Consider the following 19,056-nt stretch of genomic DNA (forward strand, 5'->3'; position numbering starts at 1 on the left):
TTTTTACGGGAATCTCTCTGTGGCACAGATGTACTTCTATTACTCAGCGATGAACGCTGGGAAATCTACCACGCTTCTACAATCATCGTTTAACTATCAAGAGCGTGGTATGAATCCACTGATCTTTACCGCTGCATTAGATAATCGTTACGGTGTTGGTAAAGTGAGCTCTCGAATTGGTTTACAGTCTGAAGCGCACTTATTCCAAGCAGAGACGGATCTGTTTAAAGCGATTGCAGAACTGAATGAACAAGAAAAACGCCACTGTATTCTAATTGATGAGTGTCAGTTTCTGTCGAAAGAGCAGGTTTATCAATTAACGGAAGTGGTCGATAAGCTGCATATTCCAGTATTGTGTTACGGTTTACGCACAGACTTTTTGGGTGAGCTGTTTGAAGGCAGTAAATACCTACTGTCTTGGGCGGATAAATTGGTAGAACTTAAAACCATCTGTCATTGTGGTCGCAAAGCGAACATGGTGATCCGCACTGATAAAGACGGTAATGCAATTAAAGAGGGTGACCAAGTTGCGATTGGTGGCAATGACCGCTACGTTTCGGTCTGCCGTCAGCACTATAAAGAAGCGCTTGGTAAATAGGCTAGGTTGCTAGCCAAATCACAGGTACAAAAAACGGAGCCATTTGGCTCCGTTTTTTGTTGTATTCGGTAATCTGAGATTAACGAGCACGGAAGACGATGCGACCTTTTGATAGGTCGTATGGAGTCATCTCTACAGTTACTTTGTCACCAGTAAGAATACGGATGTAGTTCTTACGCATTTTACCAGAGATGTGAGCAGTAACTACGTGACCGTTTTCAAGCTCAACACGGAACATTGTGTTTGGAAGAGTATCAAGGACAGTGCCTTGCATCTCAATAACGTCTTCTTTAGCCATCTAATCCTCTTTAAATAAATGGGCGTTTTTATCAGGTGTGATCAGCTGATAAAAATGAATTAAGCAAAGTTGGGGCGTATTCTACCCTCGCCAAGACTGATTTACTAGCCTTTGATGAGGATGAAAGCGGACTTTGTAATTCATCGCCGGACATTCATCTATCTGATAGCCAAGATAGAGCCACTGTTTTCCTTGCTGACGGCAGTATTCGAGTTGCAACAATACTCCCAGTGTACCAAGCGATAACGGATGGTCGGGGTCAAAGAAAGTGTAGAATGCACTCATGCTGTTAGACAAAATATCGGTCACCGCAATGCCGATTAACTTTTCATCTTCATAGAGATGCATGTATTGCGTGTTGAGCCAGTTGCAGTGGGTAAATTGCTCAAAGCTCTGCCTATTAGGTGGGTACATAGAGCCATGTTGATGGCGCGATTCAATATAGCGAGCGTAGAGCGTAAACCAATCGCTATCTAATTCTTCTTTTAGTTGCCAGCTAATTGTTTTGCCTTTACTTAACAAACGCTTTTGGCTGCGTGTGGCTTTAAATTGCTGAGCGGAAACTCGAATCGGCTCGCAGGCGTTGCATTGCTCGCACAAAGGCTTGTAGATGGTATCGCCGCTGCGACGAAAACCATTAGCCAGCAGCACCTCGTAATTGGATGAGCTGTGCAGGGTAGGATCAAGCGCAACTGCAACCCGCTCTTGGCGACCCGGGAGGTAGCTACAAGGGTGGTTATCTGTCAGTCCGATCCGGATGTGTTGTAAGTCCGAGCTCATTTTTGCTCCTCAACTGGAGATGCAAGCCATTGCGGTAGAAAGCACTGTTTATTAACAGCTTCTTGTCTTAATGATAGCAGGCTTTTAATAAAATCCTCGCGCGGCAATTCAAACGCACCTAATGATTGTGTGTGATCATTAAGTACTTGGCAATCAATAAGCTGCCCGCCATGGTGTTCAAAGTGATGGCAAAAATACCACAGGGCGATCTTTGAAGCGTTAGTTTGCAAACTGAACATTGACTCACCACAAAACAGTTGCCCCACCGAGATGCCATACAGACCGCCAATCAACACATCTTCTTTCCACACCTCCACCGAATGACTATGTCCAAGAGCGTGAAGCTGCTTGTAGGCTGCGCGCATTTCTGGGCTTAGCCAAGTTTCTTTTGCGCTACGCAGCGCCGCACATTGATCAATCACTTGGTCAAATGCTTGGTTGATGCTCACTCGATATTGATGTTTGCGCTGAAACTTTTTGACACTTCTCGCTGGTTTGAAGGTCTTAGGATCAAACACTGCTCGCGGAGAAGGGCTCCACCATAAAATTGGCTCGCCAGGTCCGTACCATGGAAAGATGCCATTGTGGTAAGCTGTAAGTAAACGTGCAACTGACAGATCACCTCCAAAAGCAAGCAGACCATTTGGATCTTCTAACGCCTCAAAAGGGGAAGGGAAGCTTAAGTTTTCACTGTCGAGTTCTGTCAGATATATCGCCATCAGAGGAGTCAGGTTTATGTTGAAGAAGTGGGTATGGATATTATTGATTTTTCCACTGTTTGCCAATGCAGCATACCAACGTAATGTTGCGCGCCCAGTTAATGAAGTGGTGTTTGGCAAAGTAGATTCAGTGCGCTACATGACGCAGCAAGATATTGTTAAAGCGGAAAGTAACGGCTGGGAAACCTTTTTAGGTGCGGTTGTCGGCGGCGTGATCGGCAATCAGTTTGGTGGTGGTACGGGGCGTGAAGTCGCGACTGCCGTTGGCGCTGTTGCCGGCGCAAGTGTAGCGCGCAATCGAGCCAATCAGAGTTATCGCGTTGAGTATCGCTTAGTGGAATTATTGATCCAAACCGAAGACAAGCGGTTGATTAATGTGATTCAAGATGTGGATAGCAACATGATCTTCCAGCGCGGTGATCGTGTTCGTATTCTCTACTTTAATGATGGGGTTAGAGTCGATAAAGAATACTAATAACAACCTTAAAAACGCTATTTAATTTGCCTATCGGCTAATTCGAGCTAAAACCAGATTAGGTCTGGTTTTACTCACACTTTTTCGATAGTCTGAAGCGATGAAGAATTTTTCATCGCTCCTATGGAAGAGTGCGAGCAAGGAATAGTAGTTTTTAATGGAAAGCCTTACGTTACAACCAATCAATAAAGTCGATGGTGAGGTCAACTTACCGGGTTCAAAAAGTGTCTCAAACCGCGCGCTGCTGTTAGCTGCTTTAGCGAAAGGCACAACACGTCTAACCAACCTTCTTGATAGTGACGACATTCGTCATATGCTTAATGCGCTAACTAAGTTAGGCGTTAACTACACGCTATCAGCTGATAAAACAGTGTGCGAAGTAGAAGGCTTAGGTGGGGCGTTCCATTCATCTCAAGCACTAGAGCTATTTTTGGGTAATGCCGGTACGGCAATGCGCCCTTTGGCGGCTGCGCTTTGCCTTGGTGAAGGCGAATTTGTCTTAACTGGTGAGCCGCGCATGAAAGAGCGCCCAATTGGTCACTTGGTTGATGCGCTGCGTCAAGCGGGTGCGCAAATTGAGTATCTTGAAAATGAAAATTTCCCGCCACTTAAGATCATCGGCAGTGGTTTAAATGGTGGTACAGTCGAGATCGATGGTTCGATTTCTAGCCAATTCTTAACCGCATTTTTAATGTCAGCACCGCTGGCTCAAGATGATGTCACCATTAAAATTGTCGGTGATTTAGTTTCAAAACCTTATATCGATATCACGCTGCATATTATGGCGCAGTTTGGTGTTGAGGTAGAAAATCGTAATTACCAAGAGTTCGCCATTAAAGCGGGGCAACAATATGTCGCACCAGGTGATTTCTTAGTTGAAGGTGATGCCTCGTCGGCTTCTTATTTCTTAGCGGCTGCGGCGATTAAAGGCGGCGAAATCAAAGTTACCGGTATTGGTAAAAACAGTATCCAAGGTGATATTCAATTTGCTGATGCGCTTGAAAAAATGGGCGCAGAAATTGAATGGGGTGACGATTACGTTATCTCGCGTGTTGGTCAGCTAAAAGCGGTTGATTTAGACTTTAACCACATCCCTGATGCGGCGATGACAATTGCGACTACCGCATTGTTTGCGCAAGGTACGACGGCAATCCGCAACGTGTACAACTGGCGTGTAAAAGAGACCGACCGTCTAGCAGCAATGGCGACAGAGCTACGCAAAGTAGGCGCAGAAGTAGAAGAAGGGCACGATTACATTATCGTAACTCCTCCTGCGCAACTTAAGCATGCAGCAATCGATACTTATGATGATCACCGCATGGCAATGTGCTTCTCGCTAGTGGCGCTAAGCGATACACCAGTGACGATCAACGATCCGAAATGTACTTCAAAAACCTTCCCAGATTATTTTGAGAAGTTGGAATCATTAAGCGTAGCTTAATGATGGAACGCCTTTCGGCTGTGGATGACGGAACGTAAAACGGGGTTTTACTTACGGATGACGGATTGATTTTTCCGCATCCCGAAGCAGAGCTATGCTCTGCGGTCCCGCATCTGGGAGTAAAGCAATTGCTTTACGTTCTGATCAAAAGCAATGAGTTCTGAAATGGAAAAGAAAGGCTGACAGTGTGTCAGCCTTTGTTGTTTTTGTCATTCCATAGAGCGCGTTAGCGCGAGTAGGGAATCTGGTTTTTCTCGCATCTCGGAGTAAAGCTTTTGCTTTACGTTCCCGATTCCCGAAGCAAAGCTTAGCTTTGCGGTCTCGACTCTCGGAGCGAAGCTCTGCTCATTATTTTTCGATCGTAAACTCTTTCGAAAGGTGATGCGCTAGGTACTTGAACATATTGAAAACTTCGGTCGTTTTGCTCGTCGGGAGCCCGTTTTCATCAAGGAAGTAGTTACCCCTGAAAACCAAAACCCCTTCTTTTTCTTGTACGCTATCTGCACGCATGCCTTCAATGTAATCGTCATGCTCTTGGATAATTTGGTTGGCGATCAGTAGTAGGTCGAATGTAGAAATTACTTTTTTATCGCTCATGGTAGATACCTTACGCTGTGATTATTGGGCGAGATCGGCACGGATTTTAAAGCGAAGAAAATAAAAATGCCAATGGCTTACAGAAATTTATTTGTCTTCTATATTGGTATCCTTTTGTAATAAAAGAGAGAAATTGTTTTGTGACGGGCTACATAAATCTGTTTAATCCATTGGCGGATTTGATATTGGCGCGTTTAGTATGTGGCACTTCATGCATGGCTTTGCTCTTTTAAGATTGAGTGTTAGAGCCATCGCCCGATAGAGTCTAAGCTTGGTAGACAAACGAACTGCCAGTGAAAGCACTAAGATCGATGATTTGTCGAGCAGTCAAAATTGAATTTCAAAAAAGATATTGATCTTCTAGCAATCTCGCTCAATAGTAAAAAAAGAAGCAATGTTTTAAGTATGTTGTGCGATAAATTCGCATCAATCATTAAGGACACTAGAGTCAGTTATGGGTAAGTCACTCGTTATTGTGGAGTCGCCAGCCAAAGCGAAGACCATCAATAAATATCTCGGTAAGGACTTCATCGTAAAGTCTAGTGTGGGTCACGTGCGTGATCTACCGACAGCGGGTCAAAGTACCGGCCAAAAAGCGGCAGCTGTATCTACCAAAGGCTTAAGTGCCGAAGATAAAGCGCGCATCAAAAAAGAAAAAGATCGCAAATCGCTGATCAAAAAGATGGGCATCGACCCTTACAATGGCTGGGAAGCAAACTACCAAGTTCTTCCGGGTAAAGAGAAAGTGGTTGCCGAACTGCAAAAGTTGGCGAAAGACGCAGATTGCGTTTATCTCGCAACCGATTTGGACCGCGAGGGAGAAGCCATCGCTTGGCACCTTCGTGAGATCATCGGTGGCGATGAAGAGCGATACAAACGCGTAGTGTTCAACGAAATTACTAAGAACGCGATCCAACAAGCTTTCCAGGCGCCTGGCGAGTTAAGCATGGATGGCGTTAATGCGCAGCAAGCACGTCGTTTCATGGACCGTGTAGTGGGCTTTATGGTGTCTCCACTACTATGGAAAAAAGTGGCGCGTGGATTGTCTGCAGGTCGCGTACAATCGGTAGCGGTAAAGCTATTGGTTGAGCGTGAGCGCGAAATTAAAGCGTTTATTCCAGAAGAGTTTTGGGATATTCACGCTGATACTAAGACACAAGATAAAACAGATTTTCGTCTGCAAGTATCACAAAAAGATGGCGTAGCCTTTAAACCGGTTAATGAAGCTGAAACTCAAGCGGCAGTAGCCGTGCTTGAAAAAGCAGCCTACGAAGTTTGTAAACGTGAAGACCGTCCAACGTCAAGCAAACCGTCAGCGCCGTTCATTACTTCAACGTTGCAGCAAGCGGCAAGTACTCGCTTAGGCTACGGCGTTAAAAAGACCATGATGCTCGCTCAGCGCCTGTATGAAGCGGGTTACATCACCTATATGCGTACTGACTCGACTAACCTAAGTGCGGAGGCTGTAGAAGCACTACGTGGCTATATTGGTAGTGAGTTCGGTGATGCCTATTTGCCAGCGAAAGCGAATGTTTACGGTAGCAAAGAGGGCGCTCAAGAAGCGCACGAAGCGATTCGTCCTTCTGATGTGACTGTTAAAGCGGAAGACCTACAAGGTATGGAAGCAGACGCGCACAAACTATATGCCCTTATTTGGAATCAGTTTGTTGCTTGTCAAATGACGCCAGCGCAATACGACTCAACCACAGTGAGCGTAAAAGCGGCTGAGTACACGCTAAAAGCGAAAGGTCGTATCTTGAAGTTTGATGGTTGGACTCGCGTTCAACGTCCTCTAGGTAAAAACGAAGACCAAATTCTGCCAGCGGTACAAGTTGGCGATAAGATTGATCTTGTTGAGCTCGATCCTAAGCAGCACTTCACTAAACCGCCTGCACGCTTTACTGAAGCGGCATTGGTTAAAGAGCTTGAAAAGCGTGGTATCGGTCGTCCATCGACTTACGCATCAATCATCTCTACTATCCAAGATCGTGGTTATGTAAAAGTTGAGCAGCGTCGTTTCTATGCAGAGAAGATGGGTGAGATTGTTACTGACCGTCTTGACGGTAGCTTCCATGAGCTAATGAACTATGAGTTCACTTCACGCATGGAAGAGAAGCTTGACCAAATCGCTGAAGGTGACGCGAACTGGAAATCAGTGCTAGACAACTTCTTTAACGACTTCTCAGGTGATCTTGAGAAAGCCGAACAAGAAGAAGATCACGGTGGTATGAAGCCAAACCACATCGTGTACACTGATATTGAATGTCCGACATGTTCACGTCCTATGGGTATTCGCACTGCTTCAACAGGCGTATTCCTGGGCTGTTCTGGCTATGCATTGCCACCGAAAGAGCGTTGCAAGACAACCATCAACCTTGGCGATGAAGAAGGTATCATCAACGTTCTAGAAGAAGACGTTGAAACCGCAGCACTGCGCGCGAAGAAGCGTTGTCCTATTTGTGAAACAGCAATGGACGCGTATTTAATCGACGACAAACGCAAACTACACGTATGTGGTAATAACCCGAATTGTGAAGGTTACGTGGTTGAGTTTGGCGAATACAAAGTTAAAGGCTATGACGGTCCAGTTGTTGAGTGTGACAAGTGTGGCAGCGACATGGTGCTGAAAAACGGTCGTTTTGGTAAGTACATGGATTGCACCAGCGAAACATGTAAAAACACCCGTAAGATCTTAAAGAATGGCGAAGTTGCGCCACCAAAAGAAGATCCAGTGCATTTCCCTGAGTTGCCTTGTGAAAACTCAGATGCGTACTTTGTATTGCGTGATGGCGCGTCAGGTCTGTTCCTTGCGGCAAGCACTTTCCCTAAATCGCGCGAAACTCGTGCGCCATTAGTGGAAGAGTTAAAACGCTTTAAAGATCGTATTTCAGCTAAGTTCCATTACTTAGCCGAAGCACCAGAGAAAGACCCAGATGGTCTACCAATGGTTGTGCGTTTTAGCCGTAAATCGAAAGAGAACTATGTTCGTTCAGAGATTGATGGCAAGCCTTCAGGTTACACTGCTCTTTACATTGATGGTAAATGGGAAGTGACTGACAAGCGTAAGAACAAATAACCTTGGTCAATGATTAGATAAGAAGCAGCGAAATATCGCTGCTTTTTTTATGCCTATCGTTTACCAGATGGCTTGGCAATGACCAGCACTTAGTTTGGGCTGTTGCGAAGTCACAAAAGTGACATTTGCTTGCGTTACTCTGAGTGTCACCATGATGACGAGAAGTCATATGTCTGTTTTGTGACTGTTACCGAATTGTGTCTTGATTGGGTGTTAGTGTGAGCTAGATCAGGTGATGACTAAGTAACCTGTGAGGATTCGACACAATAGGGTATTTCAAATTGTAATCTCTGTTGGATACGATAATTTATAACCAACGGCATGCACATAATAATGGAGTCAATCCAAATAATAACGCCGACCGCTATACCGATACTTTCGAGTATTAGGTAATGCCTATCTAGGGATTAAGGTGTCAGCAATTGGCACCGATTGATAAAAAATAATATGGAGAATAATGAATGGCTGGTGTTTTAGGTATGATCCTTGCTGGTGGAGAGGGCTCGAGACTGCGTCCGCTTACTGAGTCTCGTAGTAAACCTTCGGTTCCATTTGGGGGAAGTTATCGCCTAATTGATTTCGCACTTAACAACTTTGTTAACGCGGATTTGATGCGAATTTACGTGTTGACGCAGTTCAAATCACAATCTTTGTTCCATCACCTAAAAAAAGGTTGGAACATCAATGGTATTACAGATCGTTTTATCGATCCGATCCCAGCTCAAATGAGAACAGGCAAGCGTTGGTATGAGGGGACCGCTGACGCAATCTATCAAAACTTACGTTTTATGGAGTTGGCAGAGCCAGATCAAGTTTGCATTTTTGGTTCAGACCATATTTACAAAATGGATATCAAACAAATGCTTGATTTCCATAAAGAGAAAGAAGCAGCTCTTACGGTTTCTGCGCTGCGTATGCCGTTGTCTCAAGCGTCACAGTTTGGCGTTATTGAAGTCGACACGGAAGGTCGTATGGTTGGTTTTGAAGAAAAACCAGCGAATCCAAAGGCAATTCCTGGTGATCCTGAGCACGCATTAGTGTCGATGGGTAACTATGTTTTCGAAGCTCCAACTTTGTTTGCTGAGCTGATCGAAGATGCCGACAACCCTGATTCTTCTCATGACTTTGGTAAAGATATCATTCCAAAGATGTTCCCGCGTGGGGATGTATTTGTGTATGACTTCAGTCGTAATCGCATTACTGGTGAGAAAGAAGAAGTTTATTGGCGCGATGTCGGTACGATTTGCGCGTACTGGGAAGCGCACATGGATCTTTTGAAGAAAGATGCACCGTTTTCTCTCTATAACCGTAAGTGGCCTCTGCATACTTACTATCCACCATTACCGCCTGCAACCTTTACCGACTCAGACAACGGGCGTGTACAGATCATTGATAGCCTAGTATGTAACGGCAGTTTAGTTCGCGGGTCACGGATTGAAAAATCGGTATTGGGCTTTCGCAGCAATATCGCATCAGCGTGTGATATTAGTGAAAGTATTTTGCTCGGTGACGTTAAGATTGGTGAAGGTTGCGTATTGCGCCGCGTGATCATTGATAAAGATGTCGACATTGCTCCGGGCACGCAAATTGGTGTTAACCTGAAAGAAGACCGCAAAAACTTCCATGTGTCGGAAGAGGGCATTGTTGTGATTCCTAAAGGAGCTCGCGTTGGCTACTGATCACTTATCTATCCTTTTCGTTGCATCGGAAGTTGAAGGTTTGATCAAAAGCGGGGGGCTGGCCGATGTGGCTAAAGCCCTTCCACAAGCTTTACACTCACTAGAACATGATGTGCGAATTGCTCTGCCGGGCTACCGTAAAATTCAAGCCTTGCAAGAGGCGCCCGTAGCGTTGCAAACCAAACTCGAGCACTGGCCACATACGCCTTATCAAGTCCGCGAACTCAAAGTGGGCGATGTAAGCGTATATGCGATAGAGTGCGATCAGTACTTTGCCCGCGATGAAATGTATTCGGAATACAATCAAGCATACGCTGACAACGGTGAACGCTTTGCGTTTTTTAGCGCGGCTTGTTTGGATATGCTGCCTAAACTGCAATTTCAACCAAACATTATTCACGCCAATGATTGGCACACTGGCTTTGTCCCTTATCTGCTCAAACATCGTTATGCCGAATTTCCGTTCTTTGCTCAGACTCGCAGCGTGATATCAATTCACAATGCGGTGTTCAAAGGCGTATTCAGTTATGGAGAGCTGCCTAACTTAGCCGAGATGCAGGGGCATTACGCACCTGATGCTGCGGTTAGCCCAACTCATATCACCATGCTCAAAGCAGGAGTGATGACAGCCGATAAGATCAATGCTGTTAGCCCGACTTATGCTGAAGAGTTAAAAACGGAGCTCGGCAGCCATGGTATGGCAAAGGAGTTTCGCGCGCGTGAACATGATTTAGTTGGCATTCTCAATGGTTGTGATTACAGCGATTGGAACCCAGCCAATGATGTGTTTCTGCCAGTGAGTTACACCGCCGATGCGACCAGTATGTTGGCAGGTAAGAAGGCGTGTAAGCAAGCGTTGCAGCAACGAGTCAACTTGCCTGAGAAAGAGGTGGCGGTCTATGGCATGGTGTGTCGTTTGACCAATCAGAAGGGGGTTCACTACCTTCTACCTATTCTTGAGCGTTTCTTACAACTTGATGCGCAATTGGTGATTGTTGGAACAGGCGACCCAATTCTTGCCACTCAATTGGCTGAGATTGCTGCTCGTCATAGCGATAAGTTTGCGTTTGTTGAAGCGTACAGCAACGAGTTGGCTCACTTTGTTGAAGCGGGAGCAGATTTCTTCCTTATGCCGTCTGAGTTTGAACCTTGCGGTCTTAACCAGATATACAGCATGGCTTATGGCACTTTGCCGATTGTACGTGCGGTGGGCGGGTTAAAAGATAGTGTGGTCGATTATGACCAAGATCCAGAAAACGCAACGGGTTTTGCTTTTGTCCACCCAGAGCCGATTGAGCTTTTGAGTGTGATGCAGCGCGCTTTGCTGTTTTACCTGCAGCAGCGGGAAGAGATGGTTCAGGTACAGTTGTTTGCGATGCAAAAGCAGTTCTGTTGGCGTCAAGCGGCTCAACAGTATTTAGCCCTGTATCGCAGCGCGCTACATGAAACTTAATCCCGGTATAAAAAGTTAACAACCGCTAATAAAAGGCATCATTTGATGCCTTTTATTACACTTTTCTCGTCTCAAATTCATATAAAGTGATATAAGCTTCATTAAGCTGAAGTCAACTTGTGGTAGGCTTCTCTCCCTTTAGTAATATCGATCTAACTATTAATTTAAATGAGTAATGCCTTGCTGTTTCATAAAACCTATATGCACCCAACTAGCTCTGAATGGGTGGTGTTTGTCCACGGCGCGGGTGGTAGTTCATCGATTTGGTTTAAGCAGATCAAAGCGTATAAAGAGCACTTCAATCTTTTGTTGATTGATCTGCGTGGTCACGGGAAATCAAACCAATTACTCAAAGAGCTGATTTCAAGTCGTTATACTTTTAAAGAAGTAACGCTAGATATTCTCCAGGTACTGGACCATTTGAAGATTCAATCGGCGCACTTTGTCGGTATGTCTTTAGGCACCATTATCGTTAGAAACTTGGCAGAGCTTGCCACAGACCGCGTGAAGTCGATGGTATTGGGTGGCGCAGTGACGCGTTTAAATACCCGCTCACAGTTGTTGGTGACGGTAGGGAACGCATTCAAGCATATCGTCCCTTATATGTGGCTATACAGCTTGTTTGCTTATATTGTGATGCCGCAGAAAACGCAAAAACAATCGCGCCACATGTTTATCAGAGAAGCCAAAAAGCTCTGTCAGAAAGAGTTTAAGCGCTGGTTTAGATTAGCTTCTGAAGTCAATCCACTGATGCGCTACTTTAAAGAGAGAGAGTTACCGATCCCAACGCTTTATTTGATGGGGGATAGGGACTATATGTTTATCAAACCTGTCAAAGAGATGGTAGCTGTACATCGTACAAGCCAATTGTTGGAAATCGCCAACTGTGGACATGTCTGCAATATCGAAAGACCGGATGAGTTTAACCAACATTCGATTCGTTTTATTCAGCAGCAAATAGGCTAAGCTTCCGCTGCTGAGCCACATTGCCAACACATGGCAAATTGTCCTTCATTGACCTCACCACACTCGATACATTGCCAAGATGGCTCAGAGTGTGGTTGTTCAAACTGCGCTACCAACTGTTTTGCGACGCCCGCTTGCTCAATATCGAACAACCAGACATGAGGCTCGCTCGCTTCTCCAAATGGCACTTCGCCTTGTAAGCCAAAGATCCCTTCACCTCGAACTTCACAAGCTATGCCATTTGCGCGCAATAGCTCACAAACGATGTGAGCTTGGGGTGGGTTGGCTGCGCTGAAAATCTTCACTCTATTGCTCCATTATGCTTTGCTCGGTGACTGTGGTTCACCACGAAACTTTTTCATTGCCCATTTTGCCACGATTGGGAACACGCCAAGCAGTGCAAAAGAAATCAATACCGAAGGGGACACGATACCTGATAAGCTATCAATTTGTGCTAACTGGGTACCGGCGTTCAAGTAGACAGCAGTACCAGGCAGCATACCAATTTGGCTAACCAGATAGAATCGAGCGGTACTGATTGGGGTCAGTCCCATCAACAAGTTAATTAAGAAGAAAGGAAACACAGGGATTAGGCGTAGAGAAAACAGGTAGAAGGCACCGTCTTTGGCTACGCCTTGGTTAATTGCGTTGAGCTTATCGCCAAATTTGCCTTGCACCCAGTCTCGAAGCAGAAAGCGGCTGCTGAGAAAAGCAAGGGTTGCGCCAAGAGTACTGGCAAATGATACCAACAATAGACTGGTCCAAAATCCAAACAATGCAGCGCCAAGCAAGGTGACCACGGCAGCGCCTGGAATTGAAAAGGCGGTAATAGCGACATAGGCGGCAAAGTAAGTGATAGCCGCGAGAGCGAAGTTTTGCTCAATAAAAGAACTTAACGCAGCTTGCTGCGCTTTGGCATTTTCTAGCGTTAATTGGTCGCCAAATTGAGTAATGAGTAACGCAATTAGCGCAACCAGTCCTAATCCGATAATTACTTTCTTATTCATCTTTGCTCTCCTTTGATCCCTTGTTTACGCTTTTTTAATAATAATGGTTCAAGCACAAGGTGAACGCTCTTCAATGTTAGATAAGAACCTTAAAGCAAAGAAAAACTTTCAAAAAAAAGCCAGCAGATGATGCTGGCTTATATTTATTGGAGTCGAGAGAGCAGTTCTTCTCTGCGAGCTTGTGGTACAACAGACCAGTGTGTGCCCTTAATCGCTCCTTCAAGGGACCAAAGCAGTTCAAGGCTAACATCACTCGTGTGAGTGTCACGAATCGCCTTGTAGGCTTCTACAGAGCCTGCGCTTTCAAGTTGTTGTACATTATCAATCCCAGCTTTCTTCAACATACGCTCAGTTGCCAAACGAAGGTTAGGCAAATCTTTAATTCGCGTTGGTTTGGTATCTGCTTGAGTTGATTTTTCATGTTTTGCTTGCTCGTGAGCCTCTTTGGCTACTTGCAGCGTTTTCTCACTATCGTTATACCACTCTTCGCTCAGGGCGAAGTACTTGGTAACAACTGGGAATCCTCGTTTGTGATACACGTACGGCTCAAATCCTTGTTGTTTAAACTGCTTAGCGAGCGTGCTATCGGCACGAATGTGAAGCTTATTTTGCACCACTAACGCAAACATTGTTTCGTCTGCGAAAATCCCAAACCCACCAAACATAGAGCGAGATTTAATACGACCTAGTGGCTCAAATAGCCTCATTGAGTCTTTTAGAATTGGTTTGTCCATTCAGTACTTTCTCGGTGTATGTGTATATTAATACGCCACCAAATCAGGTCCGAAAGAATAGTAGTTAGAGCAGGAATAGGAGAATAATCCGTTAACGTGCGCATTTCTACCATCGGCAACCCCGCTACCATACAAGTTTGGTTATACAAACTGTTTAGGCCGGTGGCTTTGCGTCCCATCTTTTCAGAATGGTTTGCCCTGTGCGTGACTTAATTTGCCTTGCTAAAGATTAACTACTTCTGTGTAGAAGTATTCCTACACTATGAAATAATTGTGATCTTATTGCAAGAATTAAGTTGAATATGGTGAGCAATAGCTGACGGATTAACCATCAGCTATTGTTATAGTAATCATTGAGTTAGCTAATTTTAGCGACGGTTGAGCGTTCAACGATTTCTGGATGCATTTCAAAAACACGCTTGTCGTGTTCTTTGTCTTTAATGCGCTCAAGTAGGATTTCAAATGCGTTTTTACCTACACGGCGTTTTGGTTGGTGAACAGTCGTCAATGGTGGCGAGAAGTACTCAGCCAGCTCAATGTTGTCGTAACCAATTACAGACATATCTTCTGGAATGCGGATGCCTTTTTGCTGCAAACGGCTCATGAGACCGAGTGCCATGGTGTCATTGAAACAGAAAATTGCCGTTGGGCGCTTGTCCATTGCAACAATTTTATCAGCCGCGAGTACCGCAGTGTCACACTCGAAGTTGCCTTCTAAAATCCAGTCGTCATTAACCACTAGATTGGCTTCATTCATTGCGCGTTTGAAGCCTAGAATACGTTCCTGACATGCCGCTTTCTCGAAATGACCGCTCAAACAAGCGATGTCTTTGTGACCATGCTCGATAAGGTATTTAGTCGCTAAGTAGCCACCTTCCTCTGAGTTATCGATGATCTTATCTGCTTGCGAGCTTTCAGGACCCCAATCCATTACCACTTTTGGAATGTCTTTATGGCGATCAAGCATTTCGCTTAGTTCTTCAGTCAGGTCTGAACACATAACCAAAATGCCATCAACACGCTTTTCAGCCAGCATGCGAATGTAGTCACGCTGTTTCTCGTAGATACCACCAGTGTTACAAAGGATCAGAGTGTAACCTTGACGGTAGCAGTAGCTCTCTACACCATCGATTACTTCAGAGAAGAATAGGTTAGTTGACTGAGTAACCAGCATACCGATAGTGCGGGTGCTATTACATTTCAGGCTACGAGCAACGGCGCTTGGCGCGTAGTTTAATTCAGTAACCGCTTCCATTACGCGCTCTTGCGTTGCTTCAGCAACAAAGCGAGTTTTGTTAATTACGTGTGAGACTGTTGTGGTTGATACGCCAGCTAGGCGAGCAACGTCTTTTATAGTGGCCATAAGGTATGATCCTATCTATAGCTGCCACATGGCTATTCACATCTTTGAATAAAACTGGCAGGAAGTAATAGAAATACAAAAACCGCTTTTTTACAGCGGTTTGTACTTGATTTGTCTTTTTTATCGTTTGCGGGTTCGATTTTAGACCGCATCGTCGCCAGTAGCAAACGAAAAACCCATTCTTGCCAAATGAGAATGGATAATTAGCTCTCTTCGCCGACTAGGTATTCGCAGTCCAGCTCAAGGAAAGCGACCAAAAGCGATGCAACGGCAGAGTAAAAACCGAATGAATCTAGGGCTTGGCTTTTCGCGCTAAACTTAGGTATCCAGTTAAGGATGTGCTGACGAATAAACGCTTCTTGCTCAATCAGGGCATCATTAAGGTGACGCTCCTGTTCCAACTCATTTGAGCGGATGATCATGTTACCTAGCAGATCAAGTTCAATAGCGATGTGGTCTGCAGGCTCGTTAAGATCTTGGTTGACAGCAACGCCGTGTTTAGCCAGTAACGCTTCCATTTCATTTGCCGGCTCATCATGCAGTAGACCTGTGGTGCCCACGTACATTGATGCATATGGCAAAGCAGATTCTTTGTCGGACTTTAAGAATAGGTCACAGAAATCTGCCGCGAGCTCAAGTTGACCATCTTCACGGTCAAGTTGACGATTAAGGGCATCCACCAAACGATCAACAGCAGGTTTCAACGTTGGGTTTTCACCTAAACCAGCAAGGAAGCCTCGAATTTCAGGGCTTTGATATTGTTCAAGTTCTGCTTCAGTTAGCTCTTTTGCAAACAGGCTCGAAAACCACCAGTAAATCTCTGCTCGCTTTTCATTAAACGCTTTTAGTTCTTGCATCTCGCAATGCTCCAAGTTTCAGTACTATTAGTATTTTAGCGAACAAAGATGAATAGCGATAACGTATATTGTGAATAAATGGGTCAGAAAATGGAATTATGTTAATGATTGGGCTAGGTTTGTCTTGAATCAATAAAAAATCATCTTTCTTGATTTTAATATAACAAATACTAGAAATGTTACGATTTATGAATAGAATACACTTGAAATTAATTCCCAATGTAAATTAAGTGGTTTAGATGAGCTATCACGTATTAGTAGTAGAAGATGATGCGGTGACTCGCAGTAAGCTAGTTGGCTACTTTCAAAATGAAGGTTACACAGTCAGCGAAGCAGAAAGCGGCGAGCAGATGCGCGACACCCTACAAAATCATTCGATCGACTTAGTTATGTTAGACATTAATCTTCCTGGTGAAGATGGTCTGATGCTAACTCGCGAGCTGCGCAGTCAATCGGACATTGGAATTATCCTGGTAACAGGACGCACGGATAGCATTGATAAAATCGTTGGCCTAGAGATGGGTGCAGACGATTATGTGACAAAACCGTTCGAGCTTCGCGAGCTTCTTGTTCGTGTGAAGAACCTATTGTGGCGCATTTCTGCAGCGCGAAATGCAGGCAGTGTAATTGATCAAAAGAACGATGCAAACATCGTCCGTTTTGGTGAGTGGATGTTTGATATTCAACGTCGCGCGTTAAGCCGCAACGGTGAGCCTGTTAAACTCACTAAAGCAGAATACGAGCTACTGGTAGCACTCTCTTCGTACCCGAACCAAGTGCTAAGTCGTGAGCGTATCTTGAATATGATCAGCCATCGTGTTGACGCGCCAAACGATCGTACCATCGACGTCTTGATTCGACGCATGCGCGCTAAGATGGAATTCGATCCAAAGAACCCACAAATCTTTGTCACCGTTCATGGCGAAGGTTACATGTTTGCTGGTGACTAATCAGCGGGTAATAAAAAGCTGCTTACATCAGAATAAGTAAATAAAAAACCGAAGCGTAGGCTTCGGTTTTTTATACATGTTAGTGACTAGACGTTGCTTTGCGAGGCTTCAATCGCCGTCTCTTCATAATCTGATGCCCAATTGCGCAGGCTTTGCCAGATACGTCCTAGGGTTTCATGCCAGTAACGCTCTGTTTGCTCTAAATAAGTCGACTTTGGCGTGTATTTACTCCAGAACTGATGGATCTCATTTTGAGCCAGATAGTTGGTCGGCGCTGGGTATGGATCTAAGCCCGCCGAGTGGAACTCATTCAGCGCGCGTTTCATATGGCTAGCAGAAGTCACCAAAACCACTTCTTTACGCTGAACAAACGCTGCGGCTTGACGCGCCTCTTCCCACGTATCTTTGGCGGTTTCCAGCAAAATAATATCGGATTTAGATACGCCTAATGCGAGTGCCACTTTTGCCATCATACGTGCGTTGCTTACTTCGGTGCCAGCTGCATAACCAGATAAGATAAGCTTTGAGCCCGGGTAGATACGCATGATGCGAATGCCTTCAGATAGACGCATCAAAGCGGTGCGACTTAACTCTGAAGTGGGTGGGATTTGGTCGTCTACCACATGACCGCTACCGAGAACCATCACATAATCGATAGACTTATCGACTGGTAAAAAGGCAGTGTATTGGCGCTCCAGTGGCATCAATAAACGTGATGAGACTGGTTGGAATGAAATCAAGAAAATTCCCACAAAGGAAAACAGCACCACGAAGCAGCCCGTCTTCTGCTTACGGGTAAACATAATGAACATTAAGCCCAAAAAACCAATGATCAGCAACGCTGGCAATGGCATGAGCAAAGAAGAAACGATTTTTTTCAGCTCAAACATACTAAAATAGTCCGAAAAAACACCAGTTGATTATAAATTAAGAGAATCGCTCTTTATATCTGCTTTTCTTGTGACAGAATAGCGGCGCGAAGGGTCTATTGACCTTTTGAGATGATTTTTACAGTGCTTGGTGACTTATTTCCACTCTTTATGAACACATGCGGGCTTTAAAAGCAGTTTAACTGCCTTAAACGCACGAGAAGTAAGCAACAAACGCTGTCTGAAGGGTTCGATGTAACAATGTATTATGCTGCGGCAAGAGGTATGGTGCTTAGAATAGCTAGGCTACAAACCTCTCGTCGCGACTAAAACGCTGTTTGCTCGAACATTATTTACCACAAAAGGTCAGCAGACCTTTAACATGATAACCCAAGCCGCTGTGACTGAAGACCGCAATTTCGACGATATTGCCCACAAATTTGCAAAAAATATCTATGGTTCCGATAAAGGGGAGATCCGCCAAGTCATTGTTTGGCAAGATCTTGAGCAAGCTCTCACCATGCTACAGAGTGACCAGCAACGCCTAGAAATCCTTGATGCAGGCGGTGGTCTGGCACAAATGTCACAAAAAATAGCCAAACTCGGACACCAAGTAGCGCTATGTGATCTATCTTCTGAAATGCTTCAGCTAGCCAAGCAGGATATTGAGTCTAATGGCTTGCTTGATAACTATCGCCTGATTCATTCTCCTGTGCAGGATATTGCGCAGCATATGCCCGCACCAGTGGACTTAGTGATGTTTCACGCAGTGATGGAGTGGTTGGTGGACCCGAAATCCGCCCTAGAAACGGTATTGGATCAAGTGAAGCCTGGTGGCATCGCTTCCATCATGTTCTACAACCATCATGGCTTGGTTTATAAGAATGTTGTTTGTGGCAACCTTCCTCATGTGTTAGAAGGTATGCCTCATCGCAAGCGCTTTAAACTGCAACCACAGAAAGGCTTAGTGCCACAAGATGTGTATCAGTGGATTGAAGACGCAGGGTTTGAAATCTGCGGTAAATCCGGCATTCGTTGCTTCAGTGATTACATTGGCAACCGAATGAACATGGGCGATTACCAATTTGAAGATGTACTGGCACTTGAAGAGAAACTTTGTCGACAAGAGCCATACCTCTCATTAGGTCGATACATACATGTATGGGCACAAAAGAAAGATAAACAGGAATAACA

At 44.8% G+C, this 19,056-nt stretch carries 19 protein-coding genes and 1 riboswitch; of the genes, 9 read left to right on the forward strand and 10 right to left on the reverse strand.

Annotated features, from left to right (window positions below; all coding sequences use genetic code 11):
- Positions 1-19 precede the first annotated feature (19 nt).
- The gene (locus DPF93_RS06115) at positions 20-598 is read left to right on the forward strand and encodes a thymidine kinase (RefSeq protein ID WP_114765327.1); all 579 of its coding nucleotides are present in this window, start codon (positions 20-22) and stop codon (positions 596-598) included.
- A 79-nt stretch (positions 599-677) separates the two neighbouring features.
- Here the strand turns inward: DPF93_RS06115 and infA are convergent, their stop codons facing one another.
- The 3 genes from infA to aat all read right to left on the reverse strand — a co-directional run bounded on the left by infA (position 678) and on the right by aat (position 2,395).
- Complete coding sequence (gene infA / locus DPF93_RS06120; RefSeq protein WP_001040192.1) at positions 678-896, reverse strand: translation initiation factor IF-1; 219 nt, start codon at positions 894-896, stop codon at positions 678-680.
- A gap of 81 nt (positions 897-977) precedes the next feature.
- Entirely contained in the window at positions 978-1,676 is a 699-nt protein-coding gene (locus DPF93_RS06125; RefSeq protein WP_114765328.1) for an arginyltransferase, read from the reverse strand.
- On the reverse strand, positions 1,673-2,395 hold the full coding sequence (gene aat / locus DPF93_RS06130) for a leucyl/phenylalanyl-tRNA--protein transferase (RefSeq protein ID WP_114765329.1): 723 nt from the start codon (positions 2,393-2,395) through the stop codon (positions 1,673-1,675). Before aat ends, DPF93_RS06125 begins: the two co-directional genes overlap by 4 nt.
- Positions 2,396-2,411: 16 nt before the next feature.
- Here aat and DPF93_RS06135 point away from each other — a divergent pair, with 16 nt between their 5' ends.
- Positions 2,412-2,870, forward strand: a complete 459-nt coding sequence (locus tag DPF93_RS06135; protein ID WP_114765330.1) for an outer membrane lipoprotein — start codon at positions 2,412-2,414, stop codon at positions 2,868-2,870.
- A 157-nt stretch (positions 2,871-3,027) separates the two neighbouring features.
- Entirely contained in the window at positions 3,028-4,311 is a 1,284-nt protein-coding gene (aroA, locus tag DPF93_RS06140; protein WP_114765331.1) for a 3-phosphoshikimate 1-carboxyvinyltransferase, read from the forward strand.
- A 348-nt stretch (positions 4,312-4,659) separates the two neighbouring features.
- On the opposite strand, the gene DPF93_RS06145 is transcribed toward aroA, so the two are convergent.
- On the reverse strand, positions 4,660-4,908 hold the full coding sequence (locus tag DPF93_RS06145; protein WP_114765332.1) for a YciN family protein: 249 nt from the start codon (positions 4,906-4,908) through the stop codon (positions 4,660-4,662).
- 454 nt (positions 4,909-5,362) lie between these two features.
- Between DPF93_RS06145 and topA the strand changes: the two genes are divergently transcribed.
- The 4 genes from topA to DPF93_RS06165 all read left to right on the forward strand — a co-directional run bounded on the left by topA (position 5,363) and on the right by DPF93_RS06165 (position 12,082).
- Positions 5,363-7,984 (forward strand): type I DNA topoisomerase, encoded by a 2,622-nt coding sequence (gene topA, locus DPF93_RS06150; protein ID WP_114765333.1) that lies wholly within the window; start codon positions 5,363-5,365, stop codon positions 7,982-7,984.
- A 461-nt stretch (positions 7,985-8,445) separates the two neighbouring features.
- A complete protein-coding gene (glgC, locus tag DPF93_RS06155) occupies positions 8,446-9,663 on the forward strand; it encodes a glucose-1-phosphate adenylyltransferase (RefSeq protein WP_114765334.1) in 1,218 nt (405 codons plus the stop codon).
- Positions 9,653-11,116 carry a glycogen synthase GlgA gene (gene glgA, locus DPF93_RS06160; protein WP_114765335.1) on the forward strand — a complete coding sequence of 488 codons (1,464 nt, stop codon included), beginning with the start codon at positions 9,653-9,655 and terminating at the stop codon, positions 11,114-11,116. Before glgC ends, glgA begins: the two co-directional genes overlap by 11 nt.
- A 168-nt stretch (positions 11,117-11,284) precedes the next feature.
- Positions 11,285-12,082, forward strand: a complete 798-nt coding sequence (locus DPF93_RS06165; protein ID WP_114765336.1) for an alpha/beta fold hydrolase — start codon at positions 11,285-11,287, stop codon at positions 12,080-12,082.
- Here the strand turns inward: DPF93_RS06165 and DPF93_RS06170 are convergent.
- The 5 genes from DPF93_RS06170 to torD form a co-directional block, all read right to left on the reverse strand.
- Positions 12,079-12,387 carry a putative signal transducing protein gene (locus tag DPF93_RS06170; protein WP_114765337.1) on the reverse strand — a complete coding sequence of 103 codons (309 nt, stop codon included), beginning with the start codon at positions 12,385-12,387 and terminating at the stop codon, positions 12,079-12,081. The genes DPF93_RS06165 and DPF93_RS06170 overlap by 4 nt on opposite strands.
- Positions 12,388-12,399: 12 nt before the next feature.
- On the reverse strand, positions 12,400-13,089 hold the full coding sequence (locus DPF93_RS06175) for a TVP38/TMEM64 family protein (protein ID WP_114765338.1): 690 nt from the start codon (positions 13,087-13,089) through the stop codon (positions 12,400-12,402).
- 143 nt (positions 13,090-13,232) lie between these two features.
- Entirely contained in the window at positions 13,233-13,823 is a 591-nt protein-coding gene (locus DPF93_RS06180; protein WP_114765339.1) for a TfoX/Sxy family DNA transformation protein, read from the reverse strand.
- Positions 13,824-13,934: 111 nt separating this feature from the next.
- Positions 13,935-14,031, reverse strand: a riboswitch (cyclic di-GMP riboswitch).
- Positions 14,032-14,181: 150 nt separating this feature from the next.
- On the reverse strand, positions 14,182-15,186 hold the full coding sequence (purR, locus tag DPF93_RS06185) for an HTH-type transcriptional repressor PurR (RefSeq protein ID WP_114765340.1): 1,005 nt from the start codon (positions 15,184-15,186) through the stop codon (positions 14,182-14,184).
- A 203-nt stretch (positions 15,187-15,389) separates the two neighbouring features.
- Positions 15,390-16,043, reverse strand: coding sequence for a molecular chaperone TorD (gene torD / locus DPF93_RS06190; RefSeq protein ID WP_114765341.1), 654 nt, complete (start codon positions 16,041-16,043; stop codon positions 15,390-15,392).
- Positions 16,044-16,282: 239 nt separating this feature from the next.
- Between torD and torR the strand changes: the two genes are divergently transcribed.
- Positions 16,283-16,993: a two-component system response regulator TorR gene (gene torR / locus DPF93_RS06195; protein ID WP_114765342.1), complete on the forward strand. Its 711-nt coding sequence runs from the start codon at positions 16,283-16,285 to the stop codon at positions 16,991-16,993.
- A gap of 86 nt (positions 16,994-17,079) precedes the next feature.
- Here the strand turns inward: torR and elyC are convergent, their stop codons facing one another.
- Positions 17,080-17,883, reverse strand: coding sequence for an envelope biogenesis factor ElyC (gene elyC / locus DPF93_RS06200; RefSeq protein ID WP_114765343.1), 804 nt, complete (start codon positions 17,881-17,883; stop codon positions 17,080-17,082).
- Positions 17,884-18,262: 379 nt separating this feature from the next.
- On the opposite strand from elyC, the gene cmoM reads away from it, so the two are divergent.
- Complete coding sequence (cmoM, locus tag DPF93_RS06205; RefSeq protein ID WP_114765423.1) at positions 18,263-19,054, forward strand: tRNA uridine 5-oxyacetic acid(34) methyltransferase CmoM; 792 nt, start codon at positions 18,263-18,265, stop codon at positions 19,052-19,054.
- Positions 19,055-19,056: the final 2 nt, after the last annotated feature.

The organism is Vibrio rhodolitus (assembly GCF_003350325.1).
GTDB classification, from domain to species: Bacteria; Pseudomonadota; Gammaproteobacteria; order Enterobacterales; family Vibrionaceae; genus Vibrio; species Vibrio rhodolitus.

What these genes read in the sequence shown, in the direction of transcription:
- aat (WP_114765329.1), bottom strand. Translation starts at nt 2,395, where the DNA reads ATGGCGATATATCTGACAGAACTCGACAGTGAAAACTTAAGCTTCCCT.
- DPF93_RS06125 (WP_114765328.1), bottom strand. Translation starts at nt 1,676, where the DNA reads ATGAGCTCGGACTTACAACACATCCGGATCGGACTGACAGATAACCAC.
- elyC (WP_114765343.1), bottom strand. Translation starts at nt 17,883, where the DNA reads ATGTTTGAGCTGAAAAAAATCGTTTCTTCTTTGCTCATGCCATTGCCA.
- DPF93_RS06145 (WP_114765332.1), bottom strand. Translation starts at nt 4,908, where the DNA reads ATGAGCGATAAAAAAGTAATTTCTACATTCGACCTACTACTGATCGCC.
- infA (WP_001040192.1), bottom strand. Translation starts at nt 896, where the DNA reads ATGGCTAAAGAAGACGTTATTGAGATGCAAGGCACTGTCCTTGATACT.
- topA (WP_114765333.1), top strand. Translation starts at nt 5,363, where the DNA reads ATGGGTAAGTCACTCGTTATTGTGGAGTCGCCAGCCAAAGCGAAGACC.
- aroA (WP_114765331.1), top strand. Translation starts at nt 3,028, where the DNA reads ATGGAAAGCCTTACGTTACAACCAATCAATAAAGTCGATGGTGAGGTC.
- DPF93_RS06175 (WP_114765338.1), bottom strand. Translation starts at nt 13,089, where the DNA reads ATGAATAAGAAAGTAATTATCGGATTAGGACTGGTTGCGCTAATTGCG.
- glgC (WP_114765334.1), top strand. Translation starts at nt 8,446, where the DNA reads ATGGCTGGTGTTTTAGGTATGATCCTTGCTGGTGGAGAGGGCTCGAGA.
- DPF93_RS06135 (WP_114765330.1), top strand. Translation starts at nt 2,412, where the DNA reads ATGTTGAAGAAGTGGGTATGGATATTATTGATTTTTCCACTGTTTGCC.
- DPF93_RS06165 (WP_114765336.1), top strand. Translation starts at nt 11,285, where the DNA reads ATGAGTAATGCCTTGCTGTTTCATAAAACCTATATGCACCCAACTAGC.
- torD (WP_114765341.1), bottom strand. Translation starts at nt 16,043, where the DNA reads ATGCAAGAACTAAAAGCGTTTAATGAAAAGCGAGCAGAGATTTACTGG.
- purR (WP_114765340.1), bottom strand. Translation starts at nt 15,186, where the DNA reads ATGGCCACTATAAAAGACGTTGCTCGCCTAGCTGGCGTATCAACCACA.
- DPF93_RS06180 (WP_114765339.1), bottom strand. Translation starts at nt 13,823, where the DNA reads ATGGACAAACCAATTCTAAAAGACTCAATGAGGCTATTTGAGCCACTA.
- torR (WP_114765342.1), top strand. Translation starts at nt 16,283, where the DNA reads ATGAGCTATCACGTATTAGTAGTAGAAGATGATGCGGTGACTCGCAGT.